This window comes from Armatimonadota bacterium, assembly GCA_020354555.1.
Lineage (GTDB): Bacteria > Armatimonadota > Hebobacteria.
In genome coordinates, this window is record CP070648.1 from 1,572,755 (window position 1) to 1,588,310 (window position 15,556).

The following is a 15,556-nucleotide window of genomic DNA, read 5'->3' on the forward strand; positions in this document are numbered from 1 at the left end:
ACGAGACGCCCTCGGCGTCGATTCGGTAGGTAATGGGCAGCAGAAACTCGGCGACCGCCGCAAAGACCAAGAGGCCGGTGACGGCGGCCGCGAGGGGATGAAGCCAGAGGAAATAAGCGACGGCGGCGCTCGCTGCGATGAACGCACAGGAGGCCACCGCGCGCCACGGTTGACGGCGCGCCAGGTGCACGCGCCATTTCACGAGGCGCATCGGCTGCGTTTGAGAGGTGGTGTTTTGCGCCATCCCCGTGTCCGCTGGCACAAGTTACGCCGCACGCGAAGCAAAATCCTCCTTTCGTGCGGCGCTCGGCTAGTGTCGGCGCCGACTGACCCCGGACGGCGGGCGCCGGCGCCGAGCGACGACCGTGAGAATGACGGCGGCGGCGACAGCGCCTGCAACGTCGGCGAACCAGTCCGCCAGATCGGCGAATCGCCCGGGCACGAACCGCTGGTGGATCTCGTCGGAGGCCCCGTAAAGCCCGGCGATCACGATGGCCAGCGCAGCAGCGGGGGCAAGGCCCGCGGGCGCGGCGGCCCACCACACCAGGCTGCCGAGGATCGCGTACGCGCCGAAGTGTGCGACCTTGTCCGGTACATCGAAGCCGCCCGGAACCGGTGACGACTCGCTCGACAACCAGAATATGACCGCCATCCACGCCGCGGCCGGCAGCCATCGAATCACCGTCTTCACGCCTGCATCACTCCGCGGTGGTCACTGGTTGTAGGTATGTGTTAATGCCTGGCCCTTCTCATAGGCTTCCTGCAGCTTCTCGTAGTTGCGCCGCACAGCCGCCAGTTCCTCGGCATTGGCGTCGGGCGACTCCAGGGCCTGATAGAGCACGGCGCCTTCCGCGTCGCGCGGCATGGGAAGCTGCATCAGGTGGCACACCGTCGGCACGACGTCGGTGAGCCACGCATTGCGCTCGAGGCGACAACCGCGCTTGATGCCGGGGCCGTGGAATATGAGGAGCGGCTGGATCGAGCCCTGGCTGAACCTGACAGTCGTGAGCTGCTGCCCGTGCTGTCCGCCGAACCCGGGCTCGACTGCGTACACCACGTCGCCGACGACGTCACCGTACAAGCCCATCGTGCGCGCATCCTCGCGCCGCAGAGCAAGGGTGACGCCTCGCTGTCCGCTCTCGGGATCGCGATATGCGAGCAGCGCCTGGATGATTGCCTCGCGCACCTGTTCGTACTCCTCGCCCGGCTCGACGATGCCCTGCGGATCGCGCCCCTTCAGGTTGACGTAGACATAGCACGAGCGCTGGGCGACGGCGCGAGTCTTTGACCAGTCCACGATCTTGGCCCCTTCGCTGTCCTTCATGACCATCAGGCCGGCGTCCTGAAGGATCTTCGCCACCGGCAGCGGTCGGCCCGTCGCCTTGGCGCCGTGGTCCGATACGATGACGGTGAGCACGTCGTCGCCCGCCGCGGCGAGGATGCGGCCGATCATGCGATCGAGTGCGCTGTAAGTGCCGCGGATGATCTGCTCGCACTCGGCGCGCTGGTCGGGGTTCGGGTTGGTCGCCGGATCCGCCTTAGTCGCGATCGCGTGGTACATCCAGTCCGGCGCGTGCGCGTGCATGAAGTACAAGTCCCAGGGCTCGTCGCGCATGAGCTTCTCGGCGCAGGCGGCGTACCAATTGACCTGCAGCTCGGTGACCTCGACGTAAGTCGCGGCGTCAATCCATCCCAGGTTGTATGCCTCAAAGCCGCCGCCGGGCAGCGGCAGGCCATCGAGATCGCGCAGCCGTCCGCTGAGGTCTTCGGGATGGGTGTAGAATCGCCGGTCGCACAGCGGCGTGAAGTACAGGCGCAGATCGCTGCCGTCGGAGGCCAGGCGCAACAGCTTCGCCCTGAACACGGCTTCTTTGGGGCCGGCTTCGGTGTGGAATGTGTCGGCCAGCGTATCGCTCCATTCGCCGACGGAGAGAGAGCACAGCGCGGCGGACGCGTCTTGCGCCGGCGCCACGATGAGCCGCTCGAACCCATTACCATGGTCGAGGACACACAGGTGCCATGTCTTCGGCTCGACGGGGTGCAGCGGCTTGCGGTACTTGCTCATGACCAGTTCGGCTTCCAGCGCCCGTTTGTGCGCAGGAAGATTGGCCCACCCCTGGGCCTCGCTCAACGCGATCTGGATAGCGGCGCCGGGGAGTTCCTCGGTCGCGACGATGAAATCCGAGGCGACACTGGCGGGATCGGCATGGGTCGGGCCGAAGCGCCATTCATTCACGCTCAGGCCGTGACCGGCGACCTGTAGGCCGTGCTCGAGTGTTGATGGGTGGGTCGTCGGGTAGTTGACAATAATGCTGCGCTTGTCCGCGCGCTCGGCTGCGTTCCACAGGTACTCCGCCCGGCAGTCCTCGGTGGTGAACGCCTGGTGCAGCTGGTCGAGCGGATCGCCCGGATTGTGGACGTGAAAGCACGTAATGCCGTGAGTTCCGTCCCATGCCCCGGTGACGATGGTCGTCCAGTTCGGCGGCGTAATCGTGGGCAGCGGCGCCAGGGCGTTGACACACAGGGTTCCGCCGTCAATCAGTCCTCTTATGTTCGGGATCAACCCCTCGGCGGCATACCGCTCGACCGTCTCCACGATAGGGGCGTCGAGTCCGATGAGAACGAGCTTCTGCGGGCGTTTGGGAGCAGGCATCAGGGATTCCTCCGGTCGTGCACGTATGACTGAGGTGTTCGGGGCAGGGGCGGCTTTTCCTCGTCGGCCACGGGAGGGGCTCACCGCGGGCATGGATAAGGGCGAGCAGCCTGCGCTTGCTCGCCCTGCAAACGTTACCCGATTCACCGCATCGCCGGACGCACCGCCCCCTACAACCCGAGTGCATCGCGCAGATATGCGCGGCTCTCGGTGATGGACTGCATGACATCCTTGTCGGTGCGGTCCTGCTCGCAGACAATCCACTCGGGGTCGGTGGCGAGGGCAGCTTTGACCGCCGCCTTCAGGTCCACCTCGCCTTGCCCCAGCTCCTTGAACTCACCGGGCGCGCCGTCCTTGAAGTGGTAATACGGCGCGCGGTTCGCGTAGCGCGCAATGAACTCGGCGGGCTGCTCGCCGCCGATGTGTACCCAGTACACGTCAATGCAGAGCTTGACGAGATCCGGGTCGGTCAGCTCGGCCAGGCGGTGGATGCCCTTGACGCCGCCGAACTCCTCGAACTCCCAGTTGTGATTGTGATAGCAGAAGACCATCCCGGCGTCCTTGCATTTGCGGCCGGCCTCGTTGAACACCGGCGCGGCTTTCTCGTAGCGCTCGATGCCCTCGCCTTCGGCGACGCCGGAGCAGATGAGATAGCGCGCGCCCATCTCCTTGAGGTAGGCGATGTTGGCGTCGGTGCGTTCGGCGGATGCGGCGTCCGCGAAGCCGCTGTGCATGCCCGCGATGGCGAGGCCGCTCTGCGAGATCAACGCCTTGACGCTCTGCGGATCGCCGAGCTGAAACAGGTTCGGGCCCTCGATGCCGTCATAGCCCGCCTGCGTGATTTCACTTATAACGCCCGTCGGATCCTCCGTGGGGCGCGAGCCGTAAATGATGAGCTGAAGTCCAACCCTGGGTGTGCTCATGAAGACCTCCTCGTGATAATCGAACGCGGGTAGATTCTGCCGCGGGCCGGTATCTCCTGCTCGCCGCGCCCCATGTGGAACGCACAGCCGGACGCACGGCGCCCTTGGCAGGGCTATGCGGTTTCCGATCGCGGAAGCGTGGGGCGCTAGGACCGCTTGACCAGCCTGCGGAAGCCGTCCTCGTCGAGGATGGTGACGCCGAGCTGCTGTGCCTTGTCGTGCTTCGAGCCGGGGTTCTCGCCGACGACGACGTAGTCCGTCTTCTTGCTCACGCTCGAAGTGGCGCGGCCGCCCAGGCGCCGCACTAGTTCCTCCGCTTCCTCGCGCGTGTAACCGGACAGCTCGCCGGTGAAGACGACGCTCTTGCCGACGAGCGGGCCTTCCGTCACCGGCGGCGACTGCGCGCGGGGCTCGGGCACGACGCCGGCCTTGCGCAACTTCTTCATCAGGACCTTGGTTTGCTCTTGTCGGAAGAACACGGCGATGCTCTCCGCGATCACGGGCCCGATGCCTTCGATGTCCGACAGTTCCTCGACGGATGCCTTCCGGATCTCCTCGAGGCCGGCGAAGCTGGCCGCGACGACGTCGGCGACGGTGCCGCCGACGTGCGGGATGCCGAGGGCCCGGAGCAGGCGATTGAGCGGGCGCCGCTTGCTGCCCTCGATGGCCGCAATGACGTTGGACGCGGACTTCTCAGCCATGCGGTCGAGGGACGCTACCTGCTCCTGGGTCAGGAAGTAGATGTCGGCGGGATCTTTGACCAGGCCCCGCTCGACCAACTGGTCAACGAGCACCTCCCCCATCCCCTCGATATCCATGGCGCCGCGCGAGCCGAAGAAAAAGATGCGCTGCTTGAGCTGCGCGGGACACGCGATCCCGGTGCAGCGCGTCACCGCCTCGTCGGGCAGCCGCTCCGCGTCAGAGCCGCACACCGGGCATTTCTTTGGCATATGGAACGGCTTCTCTTTGCCCGTGCGCTTGCTCGTCACCACCGAGACGAGTTCCGGGATGACTTCGCCGGCTTTGTGGATGATGACGGTGTCGCCGACGCGCACGTCCTTGCGTCGTACCTCGTCCTCGTTGTGAAGGACCGCGCGGCTGACGGTGGATCCGCTCACGGTGACGGGATCCATGATCGCCACCGGCGTCATGGCGCCGGTGCGGCCGACGGAGACGATGATGTCGCGCACGACGGTCGTCGCTTCCTCGGGCGGATACTTGTAAGCCACAGCCCAGCGCGGGCTGCGCGAGACGTAGCCCAGCCGTTCCTGAAGCTCAGCCGAGTTGACCTTCGCGACGACGCCGTCAATCTCGTAGGGCAATTCGTGCTTGCTCTCGCCCCAGTGGTCGCAGAAGACGATCAACTCATCCACGGTGTCGCACACCTGGGCATGGGGGCTCACCTTGAAGCCGCACGCGCGCAGGAACTCAAGGCGATCCCAGTGCGTCTCGAACGACCGCTCCTCAGCGACGCCCAGGCCGTGCGCGATCATGTCCAGGTTGCGGCCTGCGGTGATACGGCTGTCGAGCTGCCGCACCGATCCGGCGGCAGCGTTGCGCGGGTTGGCGAACAGCGCCTCGCCCGACGCCGCGCGCTCATCGTTGATGCGTTTGAATTCTTCGTGGGACAGGAAGACCTCGCCGCGCACTTCGAGCAGCCGCGGCGCGCCCGCTGCGTCGAGCAGGCGGAGAGGGATTGTGTTGATCGTGCGCAGGTTCTGGGTGATGTCCTCGCCGTGCACGCCGTCGCCGCGCGTGGCGCCGATGGTGAGGACGCCGCCCTCGTAGGTCAGGCTCACCGCGAGGCCATCCACCTTCAGTTCGGCGACGTAGGCGATAGGCGCCGCCTCGGGCATGTCGAGCATGCGCTTGACGCGGCGGTCGAACGCGACGAGTTCGTCGGTGCCGAAGGCGTTGCCGAGGCTGAGCATGGGCGTGCGATGCTCGACGGTGCCGAGTTCCTCGGCGGGGGCGGCCCCGACGCGCTGTGTCGGGGAGTCCGGCGTAATCAGCTCGGGATGCGCGGCCTCGATCCGCTCCAGTTCGCGCATGAGGCGGTCGAACCCAGCGTCGGAGATCTCCGGCTGGTCGAGGACGTAGTAACGGTAGTTATGGTGGTTGATCTCGCGGCGCAGTTCCTGCGCGCGCGCTGCCGGGCTGTCCTTCTCGGCGGGCACCGCTTCAGACCTCCGTTTGGAAAAGCAGCACGGTACCGCTATTCGGCGCCCGCGGCCGCAATCCTACGGTCGCCTGTGGGAGTCGCCGCGCAGGCGAGCCCTATTCCTCGCCGCCCGATGGTTCGGCAGGAGCCGGGCGCGGCGCGACCTCGAACTCGTCTATCGTCTCGCCGTTGATGTCAACGACGCGCGCGGCGACCTTGTCCGGGCCGACATCAACGCGCACGTAGTGCTCGATCTTCGCGTACTTCACGCTTTCCGGCTGCGGGGCGTCGGTGTCGTAGAGCGGCGCGCCGCCGCCGCCGGTGGTGACGAACTGAACGCCGTCCGCGACCGCGCGGTGATAGTAATGATCGTGGCCCGTGAAGACCGCCGAGACGTTGTAGTCCTTGAAGACGCTGCCGAACATCTCGCGTACTTCCTTCGCGCCCTCCACCCGCGACGCCCTGACGCTGTAGAGCGGATGGTGGAAGAACGCGAAGACGTACTTCGCGTCAGCGTGACCGGCCAGATCATCCCTAAGCCATTCGAGCTGTCTCTCGTAGTACGCCCGCAAGTACTGCTCGAAACGCTTTTCCTGTTCCTCCGTTACTGCCTGGTTGGTTTCGGGGATCTCCAGGCCGGCGGTGTCGAACACGACGAAATGCACGGCGCCGCGATTGAAGGAATAGTAGCGCTCGTTGCCTGGCAGCGCGAAGAAGTCGAAGTAGTGCCGCGCGTCGTTCTCGTGGTTGCCGAGTGCCGGATAGTACGGGACACTGCGCATAAGATGTCCGCTCACTTCGAAGAAGGCCTCCCAGTGGGAGATGTCGCGCCCGTCGCTAACCAGGTCGCCGGTGTTGAAGACGAGCGCCGGCTTCTCGGCGATAACGCGCTCGACGATCTGGCGGTGCACGTCGTGGCGGGAGCGCGTGTCGCCGAAAGCGACGAACATGAAGGGATGCTCGCCGTCGGGGAAGGTGGTGAAGGAGCCCTTGCCGGCGTCGGTGCCGTCGCCGATGACGTCGTAGGTGTAGGTCGTGCCCGGCTCGAGGCGGCGCAGCCAGATCGAATGGTGGTTGTAGGCGCGCACGGTTTGCGCGTCGCCCGCGGCCGGCGCGTAGGTCGCCTCGCCGTCAATGGTGGCCCAGCAGATTGTTGCCGAGTCCTCGGAGACATTCTGGACGTAAGGCCCGATAGCGATAGAGCCTGCCTGCTGCGCGGCGGCGGCTGACGCAAGCGCGGCAGTCAAAGCGATTGCGACAAATACGAGGTGCGTCTTGAGAAGTCTGGAAATCATGGTTCTCTCCGTGAAAGAGCGAGTGGTTCAAACACTCTCTAGTTCTAGTCTTACCCGCCGGAGGCGCGGGCTCCTCTCTGCGGGGACGGCTGCGCGGCGACAGGTCCGATATCGAGCACATAGATGCCGGCCGGCAAGTCGACTGAACTTTCGAACACGTCCAGCAGGATTCGATCCCCTGTGGGCGACAATGACCAGTCGACCACGTCCAGTTTCGTGAGGCGTCGCGTCGCGCCGTCGGTCAGGGTCACCTCGTACAGATCGAAGAGCCACTCGTCGCCACCGGGCGAGAAATACAACTCGACGACGGTGCGGCCTCCGGCGTGTTGGATATCGAACGCGGTGCTCGCCACGACGCGGGGCAGCCATTCGGTCTCGCCATCGCGGACGGGCGAGACGCCGAACCTCGTCTCCTTCAACTCGCCCGCGCCTTGTTCGCAGCACACGAGCACCCGGCCGTTAGGGAGCCACGTGAAGACCGAGAACGGATCGAGACGAACGATATGTCCGTTGCCGGTCTCCGGCTCGACGAGCCACAGGCCGCGGGCCGGGTTGTCGTCCTCGGAATCCCCTCCCGGCTCCCACGCGAGGGCGAGCGTCCGGGAATCCGGGGACCAGCGCGGCTCCGCCGCCACCTCCGGTTTACGGGGCAGCGATACTTCGGTAGCGCGCCCGTCGGATCGCCGCACGAGCCAGTAGCCGGCCGTGTCGAAGTTCTCATCGGCGACGCTGCACAGAAGGGTTCTGCCGTCAGGAGCCCAGGACTCCAGGGACAGATCGGTGCCCCCGGACTTCGCCGCGCGGTCGGGCAGTCGGAACGTGGCTTTCTTCCGGAACTCTCCCCGCGCAAGGTCGAAGACCCAGATATCGGGCAGCTTCTCGCCCCCGATCAGGTCACGAAGGCGCACTCGGGATGTGCAGCAAGCGAACTCGCGGCTGCGCGGACGCTGAAGGATGGCACCGAACATGACGACGTCGGCGGGCATGGCATACAGGCGCTGCTCACCGGTCGCGACATCCACGACGGCGATCTGTGCGACCGACTGCTGGCCTCTGAGCGCTCGGCGAAACTCGCGGACGAAGTCGATGTCGTAGGACTCGAAGACGACGTGGAGGCCGTCCGCGGTCCACGTTGCCTCCGACGCGACGTCCGGGCCGACCACGCGGCGCAAGATGCCGCCGGGCTGCTCGATGGGCGCAATGGGGATCACCGGCTCCTTGGAGGAATGGGACAGCGCGCGGATGCCGACGAAAACAAGAGCCCAGAAGGCCACGGTGACAACGCCGAGCACGGTTAGCAGCACTATCCACAGCAGCCGTCGGCGCCGCTGCCTCGGTTGCCCGGTGCGAAGATGAGGTGCATCGGAATCGGCGTTTGGCGTTGCGTCGCGTTCGTCCATCGTGGGCTACCTCGCTTCGGGCGCGCTGCGGTCATCGCGTCCCGGCGCTTTGCCGCGCGGGTCGATGTCGAGCACCCAGATGCCGCGCGGCAAAGCCTTGGCGCGTCTGTCGTCTCGTGACAACTCTTCTCGTGGGCCGATCGACCCAATCAGGACTCGATCGCCGCGCGGCGACAACTGCCACGTGCCGCAGAGGTCGAGGTCAGTGAGCCGCCGGACGGCGCAGTCCGGCAGCGTGAGTTCGTAGAGATCCGATACCCATTGGCGCTCTTTGATCGAAGGCCCGGAGAGGTCTACGACCGTGCGCCCGTTTGCGTGCTCCAACTCGAGGCAGATGCCCGGTACGCTTGTCGGCAGCCACTCCACGGTGTCCGCGCCCGGACCCAGGAATCCGAAGTTGGTGAGTGGGCGCCAGGGATCGTCGCGGCGCGAGCGCGCCAGGAGCATGCGTCCGTCCGGAAGCCAGGCGAATGTCCTGTAGAAATCAACGGGCTGGAGGCTCGCCTGGCCTGTGTCGGCGTCTGCGATCCATAGGCCATGGACGGGGTTGAGGTCGCCCTTCGCTCGCTCCTTCGGGAGCCAGCCGAAAGCGAGGGAGCGCGAGTCCGGCGACCAGCACGGTAGTCGCGTATAAGCAGGCTTCTCCGGGAGCGCGATGTCCACCGTGCGACGGTCGGCCACCCGCAGCAGCCAGTAGCGCCGGTCCTGACCGGACCCGCCGCCCATGCACAGCAGCAGCCTGCCGTCCGGCGACCAGGAGACGAGCCAGTTGTCGCCGGAGTAGATGCGGCCTGAGAGACGACCCTCGGGGAGATCAAACAGCCTTATCGCGTTGTCGTATGACGCCTCTGCGCCGTCGCGTTTCCATTCAGTCACCGATACGGCAAGCGTGGAAGTTCCCGGCCTCCACAGGGCGCGCCACGGGCTGATACCGCGCGCGAGTTCGTACGCATGACGACTCTCACCATCAGTTTCCGTGACCGCGAGGTACTTCCGCATGGGCAGGCGACCCGAGAGCATATCCATGACGTCCCGCCACACACGGTCGTCGTAGAAGTCGAAGACTACTTGCGTGCCGTCGGCGGACCAGGTCGCGTCAATTCCGACCTCCCGCGCCGCGATCTGTCGCAGCGTTCCGCCGGGCTGCTGAATCGGTCCGGCGTCAGCTCGCGGTATCGGCCGAGGCGTGTAGATCGCGCGCACGACCAGGAATCCGGCGACGAACAGGCAGACGGCGTACGCAGCGAGGACGACCGTGACAAAGATCCGCAGGCGACGGGAGGGGATGCCGTCCGCCTCCGGCTGGCGTGCCGGTCGGGGGGTGTTGTCTCTTTGGGCGGCGTCCGTCGGGTCGTCCATGACTTACTCCGCAACCGGGCCGCGGCCGGATTCCTGTTGCTGGGCCAGGTCCAGGCTTGGCTCGATGTCGAGGATCCACAAGCCGGGCAGCGCTGGGACGTCGATCAGCGCGACTTGGTCGCCCGATGGCGAGAGGCGCCATCCCCGCACGAAGCCGAGGTCAGTCAGCCTCCGCAGGCTTCCGTCGGAGAGCCGCAGCTCCCAAAGGTCGAGACGAACTAGGCCATCTCTTTGTGCGACCCCGGACGTGAGCTTCAGTACGATACGTCCGCCGGCCTCATCCGCCGCGGCGCAGACGTACGGCAACTGCCATGGAAACCACTCGATCCGCGCCTTTTCGACGCTCACAGCGCCCATTCGCGTGGTGGCCGGACCGCCTTTATCGCGCTGCGAGTGTATGGCGATGAGGCGGCCGTCGCTCAACCACACCAATCGCTCCGCTTCTCCCACGCCGATGAGCCTCGGTTTGCGCGTCTCGAGGTCAACGATCCAGATTGCGCCTTCGCGTTTCTCCCGGGAGCGCCCATTTGATGTCCTATGCCCGGCGTAGTACCTGAATGCGAGGAGCCGTGAACTCGGTGACCAGCGAGGGCGGGATATCCAACTTGGTTTCGGCGGCGTCGGCAGATCGAACTCCGTGCCTGCGCGGTTCACACATCGGTATCCGTGGGCGCCGCCCCCCGGTTGCGCATAGGAGCAGAGCATCGTCAGCCCATCGGGTGACCAGGATATCGGATTCCCACACGACGCCAATTGGGAGAAGCGACGCTGGTCCACGTCGAACAGCCAGGCCCCGGAGGTGATATCAAGGCCATCCCTGGAGACCGCGAGTCTGTCGGCGCTAACCGCCAATTGCCCACCTGCGGGCTGCCACAGTGCCCAATTGCACGACCAGCGGCCCGGCATGCGGAACGCCTGCGGATCCTCTCCGTCTGTGCCGACACGCGCGAGATAAGAGAACCGGGGTGGAAAGGGATCGGCCTTGCTTGCCCTCCGAATTCCATACCACGTCAGAAGACCCATGTACCGCCACGCGTTGTCTGTAGCCTCCACGGTGAGGGCCAGTCGCCTGCCGTCGCTTGACCAGGAGAGAGAATAGACATCGGAGGAAGTCACCTGATGAAGGGTTCCACCAGGCTGCGGAAGTGAGGCCTCAGTGGCGGGCGCGAGTCGAGGAGTGGCCAGCCAGAGAACGGCGCAGAGTCCGAGCCCCGCGAGGACAGCTAAGACAGCGAGTCCCATTGCGCATCCAGCGAAGCGGCGGCCCCCGGCGCGACGCTGGTGCGGCTCTCGCCGAACAGGCTTGGACGTACCCATACCGCGTTCTCCAGAGCGGCGGTCCACGGCCGGCCTCCCCATGGTTGAGAGATTCGCGTGAGGTCAAGGGGATTCCTGCGGCTGGAGAGCTGGGGCGGCGCCCAACGATGCACGCGTACAGGAGTGTCGGACGCGCACCTAGCGGCAACCGCGGACGGTTGTCCTACCACGCGGCGTCAGTCCCACACGCCTTTCGGGCGCATGACGAGCTTGACGGGGTAGTTGCTGCCCGCCTGCGGCATTGTGCGGACTCGCACCTCGCGGCGGCCGGAGGCGGGAACCGTAAAGGAGAATACTCGCTCGGTTTGGCCGTAGCGCAGGAGGCCGGTCTCGTGGATGTGGCCGTCAATCATCACGATGCCCCTGGCCAGCCCGCCCCCAGGCATCAGCGCCAGCTCCACATGGCCGGGTTGATCGGTCGGGTTCTCGACGTCGAAGGTGATGTCGTAGAACACGCCATAGTCGCCATCGAGGAGTTCACGCCCGGTCGAACTCAGCACTTGCTTATCGCCGATCGTGGCAAATGCCCAGTGCGAGCCGACGCGGTAGCTGGCCTTGATTTCCTTGTGCGGTTCGGTGAAGACCCACGTGGACAGCCGGTCGGGAGGGGTCGCCGCAACTGGGGTCACGATATCCGACGACGGAGGCCGCAGGCGCACCGCGACCCGGAGTTCCCCTTCGCCGATCACGCGCACCTCCACCAGACCGCTGATGACGTGGCTCGGCTTGACCCCCTGTGCGATGGCAGTGTAGGTGCATCCGCCGGGGATGGCGACGACGTATCCCACATCATCCGCCTGCCGCCGCAGGAAATCGCGCGCGGCCTTATGGCCGACGAACAGCTCATCCCGGCTCGGTCCGCCGCTCGCCTCGACGATCTGAACCTGAACCGGGTGATCTGAGACGTTCGTCAGCTCGACGGCGAGTTCGCCGTCGCGGCCGGCGGCGTTGACGTGGTGGTAGAGCAGCCGCGCGGGGTGGCCCGTCGGCACGCGGCCCGCGTACCACTGGCCGTACGACGGCAAGCGCTCAGGGCGATTGCTCACCATGAGCACCTCAGCCGGCGCGGTCGGGATCGCCTGATTGACCACGCGCACCTCCGGCGTCGCCCGCAGCGGCAGATAGCCCTCCCCCTGCACCGTCACCTGCATCGTCACGGTCGCCAGGCCGCCCGGAGTCAACTGCGGCGCGTTCGAAAGGATCCCGGAGATCTCGGCCCACGCCCCCGGCTCCGGCTCGACCGAGTAGTACACTGCCGCCGATGCGGCGCGCTTAATGACCCACTCCGGCGTGATCCGTCCGGTGACCACGGCATCCACAGCCGCCGCCACTCGCCCCGCGTACTTCATGACCCGCACCGGCAGCACCAGCTTCGGGCCGCCGGCATCTAGAATGACCTGCACCTCCCCCACCGCCAGGCCCATGAGGGCCAGCGTGTTGGCCACGGCGTCCAATTCGGCACGCACTGTCTGACCTTCAGCTGACACGGAAAGCTTCTCCCACTTGCCCTGCACGGGAATGACCCGCCGCTCGCCGAAGGGGACGATCTGGGAGTCCACCGGCACCGTGATGTATGGCCCGGCCAGGGCTTGGCGGATGCCCTTCGCCCATTCCTCGGCGAGGCCGTCGCGGGACGACTTCATGGCGGAAGCCATGGCGCCGTCAACGAGCAGCACGCGTCGCGTGCCGGCGTTGATGGCGTAACCGCCCTCTGCTTTCTCGACCGTGATCGCCTCAGGGCGGATTCCATCCATCAACGCGGCGTGGAGCGCCTCCGCGGCCGCCTTGGCCGCGCTTGCGCTGGCCCAGCCGCCGCCGCGAATGGTCATGAGCCGCGCGCCATTGAGATTGACCGCGCCCGCCGGTTCCGTGCCGGTCAAGACCTCGAACGTGAAGTCCAGGGTGCTGAGGCCGGCTGCTGAGGCGCCAACGGCGCCGAAGAGGAGTGCTGCGGCAAATACTAGTGCTGCGATCTTTGACACGGCGATCCTTTCGGCACGCGGCCTGCCGGAGGCGGCGTCTCCGACACGGGGGCTCCGGCAGGGCGTCATTCTATTTTCCCCGTCGCGGGCTGATTTCTTTTTGACCGGCCCCAGGTTTTCTGATAGACTCATTGCAGTACCGGGCGCCGCAAGCGGACCCCTGGGGCGGATTCCTCTGTTCTCGCGGCTCACGCCGCGACCGTGGGGTCGCCAGGGGGCGTCGGCGGCCGCTCTCGGACGGATGCTGCCGTGGCGCGAGCTACCCCCAGATCGAGAATCCTCCACGCCCTGAACGACCCCCAGCGCGAGGCGGTGGAGCACGGTGATGGGCCGCTGCTCATCTTCGCCGGCGCGGGCAGCGGCAAGACGCGCGTGCTCACCCACCGCATGGCGCATCTGATACAGGCCCGCGGCATCCCCGCCGAGCGCATCCTCGCGGTCACGTTCACCAACAAGGCGGCGGGCGAGATGAAGGAGCGCATCGCGCGGCTCGTCAGCGGCCTGCGCTGGGGCGCATGGGTCGGCACCTTCCACAGCATCTGCGCGCGCATCCTGCGCGACCACATCGAGCGCCTCGAGCGCGAGGGCAACTTCGCCATCTTCGACGAATCCGACCAGATGACGCTGATGAAGGAGGTGCTCAAGGATCTCGAGATTAACCCTGAGATCACGCCGCCGGGGCGCGTGCTCAACACCATCAGCAACGCGAAGAACGAGCTGATCAGCGCGCGCGAGTACCAGCGCACCGCGAACACCGTGTACGAGCGCACCGTCGCCCAGGCGTACATGCTCTATCAGCAACGCCTGCGTGAGAACAATGCCTTGGACTTCGATGATCTCATCATGTTTGCCGTGCGCCTGTTCGACGAGTACCCGGACGTGCTCGCCAATTACCAGGAGAAGTTCCTGCACGTCCTGGTGGACGAGTTCCAGGACATCAACTTCGCACAGTATCAGTTCGTCAAGAAGCTGGCGGGGAAGCACCGCAACCTTGCCGTGGTCGGTGATGACGACCAGTCTATCTACGGCTGGCGCGGCGCCGACATGCGCATCATCCTCGAGTTCGAGAAGGACTATCCCAACGCGGAGGTCGTCAAGCTCGAGCAGAACTACCGCTCGACGCCGAATATCCTCGAGGCCGCTTTCCACGTTATCTCGCGCAATCTGTCGCGCAAACCCAAGCGCCTGTGGACCGAGCAGCCGGCCGGCGCGCCGATCGTGCTCTATCAGGCGGCCGACGAGCACCAGGAGGCCGTCTTCGTCGCCAACACCATCGAAGAGATGATGGAGACGGAGCACCGGCGGCTCCCGGATTTCGCAATCCTCTATCGCATCAACGCGCAGTCCCGCGTATTCGAGAAGGTGCTCATCAGCCTCGGCATCCCCTATCGCATCGTCGGCGGCCTGCGCTTCTACGAGCGCAAGGAGATCAAGGACGTCCTGGCCTACCTGCGCGTCATCATCAACCCGTTCGACAGCGTCAGCCTGAGGCGTATCATCAACACGCCGCCGCGGGGCATCGGCGACGTCACTCTTCAGCACCTGGAATCCGTCGCGCGCGAGCGAAACATGGATCTCTTACAGGTCGCGCTCAATGCGAAGCACCTCGACCTGCCGCCGCGCTCGCAGGATGCGGTGGCGGCCTTCGGCGTCCTCATGGCGGAACTCATGGAGCGCGCCGCTTCTGCCTCCCTCACCAACCTGGTGGCTGACATCGTCGAGCGTACCGGGTATCGGCGATGGCTCGAAGAAGAGGGCACGATCAAGGCGCGCGCGCGCGTCGAGAACGTCCAGGAACTGCTGTCCGCGACCGAGGAATACGAGTCGCAAGGCGAGAACCCCACGGCCGCCGGTTTCCTGGAGCAAGTGGCTTTGCTCAGCGAACAGGATGAACTCGAGGAAGGCGTGGACGCGGTTCCGCTGATGACGCTGCACAGCGCGAAGGGGCTCGAGTTCCCGGTCGTGTTCATGGTCGGCATGGAGGAAGGGCTGTTTCCCCTGTCGCGGGCGATCGAGAGCGACAACCCGAGCGAACTCGAAGAGGAGCGGCGGCTGTGTTATGTCGGGATCACGCGCGCGAAGGAGCGGCTGTACCTGACGCTCGCCGGTCACCGCTTCATGTACGGCGTGGGGCGGCCGACGGCGCCGTCGCGGTTTCTCGGGGATGTCCCCGATGAACTGATCGAAGGGGCGCTTGCGCCGCGCCCACGGGCGGTCACCTGGGCGTCAGCCGACAGTGCGGGGGTGGAGGAGGCGCGCCGGATAGTGGCCGACCGGGGCGGCTCGGAGGCGGCCTTCAAGCCCGGCGACAAGGTGCGCCACGAGACATTTGGCGAGGGCATGGTAGTCAGCTCTGAGTTGAGGGACGGCAAGGCTCGCGTGACGGTCGCGGTTCCGAAGCAGGGCGTGAAGAAGCTCGACCTCGAGTACACGAATCTACAGAAGGTGAACTAGGCCATGCCGTGC

11 protein-coding genes are annotated in these 15,556 nt (G+C 65.9%); 1 reads left to right on the top strand and 10 read right to left on the bottom strand.

What is annotated here, in order from left to right:
* The 10 genes from JSV65_06380 to JSV65_06425 all read right to left on the bottom strand — a co-directional run.
* The coding region (locus tag JSV65_06380; protein UCH35976.1) for a hypothetical protein at positions 1-244 on the bottom strand (244 nt) is incomplete at its 3' end.
* 66 nt (positions 245-310) lie between these two features.
* On the bottom strand, positions 311-652 hold the full coding sequence (locus JSV65_06385) for a VanZ family protein (protein ID UCH36712.1): 342 nt from the start codon (positions 650-652) through the stop codon (positions 311-313).
* Between the two features lie 60 nt (positions 653-712).
* Positions 713-2,653 carry an alkaline phosphatase family protein gene (locus JSV65_06390; protein ID UCH35977.1) on the bottom strand — a complete coding sequence of 647 codons (1,941 nt, stop codon included), beginning with the start codon at positions 2,651-2,653 and terminating at the stop codon, positions 713-715.
* A 170-nt stretch (positions 2,654-2,823) separates the two neighbouring features.
* Positions 2,824-3,576: a sugar phosphate isomerase/epimerase gene (locus JSV65_06395; GenBank protein UCH35978.1), complete on the bottom strand. Its 753-nt coding sequence runs from the start codon at positions 3,574-3,576 to the stop codon at positions 2,824-2,826.
* Positions 3,577-3,722: 146 nt separating this feature from the next.
* Positions 3,723-5,753 (bottom strand): NAD-dependent DNA ligase LigA, encoded by a 2,031-nt coding sequence (ligA, locus tag JSV65_06400; protein UCH35979.1) that lies wholly within the window; start codon positions 5,751-5,753, stop codon positions 3,723-3,725.
* Between the two features lie 100 nt (positions 5,754-5,853).
* Complete coding sequence (locus JSV65_06405; protein UCH35980.1) at positions 5,854-7,032, bottom strand: metallophosphoesterase family protein; 1,179 nt, start codon at positions 7,030-7,032, stop codon at positions 5,854-5,856.
* Positions 7,033-7,082: 50 nt separating this feature from the next.
* Positions 7,083-8,432 carry a PD40 domain-containing protein gene (locus JSV65_06410; protein UCH35981.1) on the bottom strand — a complete coding sequence of 450 codons (1,350 nt, stop codon included), beginning with the start codon at positions 8,430-8,432 and terminating at the stop codon, positions 7,083-7,085.
* A gap of 6 nt (positions 8,433-8,438) precedes the next feature.
* Complete coding sequence (locus JSV65_06415) at positions 8,439-9,791, bottom strand: WD40 repeat domain-containing protein (GenBank protein ID UCH35982.1); 1,353 nt, start codon at positions 9,789-9,791, stop codon at positions 8,439-8,441.
* A 3-nt stretch (positions 9,792-9,794) separates the two neighbouring features.
* On the bottom strand, positions 9,795-10,445 hold the full coding sequence (locus JSV65_06420; GenBank protein ID UCH35983.1) for a hypothetical protein: 651 nt from the start codon (positions 10,443-10,445) through the stop codon (positions 9,795-9,797).
* A gap of 839 nt (positions 10,446-11,284) precedes the next feature.
* On the bottom strand, positions 11,285-13,090 hold the full coding sequence (locus JSV65_06425; protein ID UCH35984.1) for a hypothetical protein: 1,806 nt from the start codon (positions 13,088-13,090) through the stop codon (positions 11,285-11,287).
* Between the two features lie 276 nt (positions 13,091-13,366).
* On the opposite strand from JSV65_06425, the gene pcrA reads away from it, so the two are divergent.
* Complete coding sequence (gene pcrA, locus JSV65_06430; GenBank protein UCH36713.1) at positions 13,367-15,544, top strand: DNA helicase PcrA; 2,178 nt, start codon at positions 13,367-13,369, stop codon at positions 15,542-15,544.
* Positions 15,545-15,556: the final 12 nt, after the last annotated feature.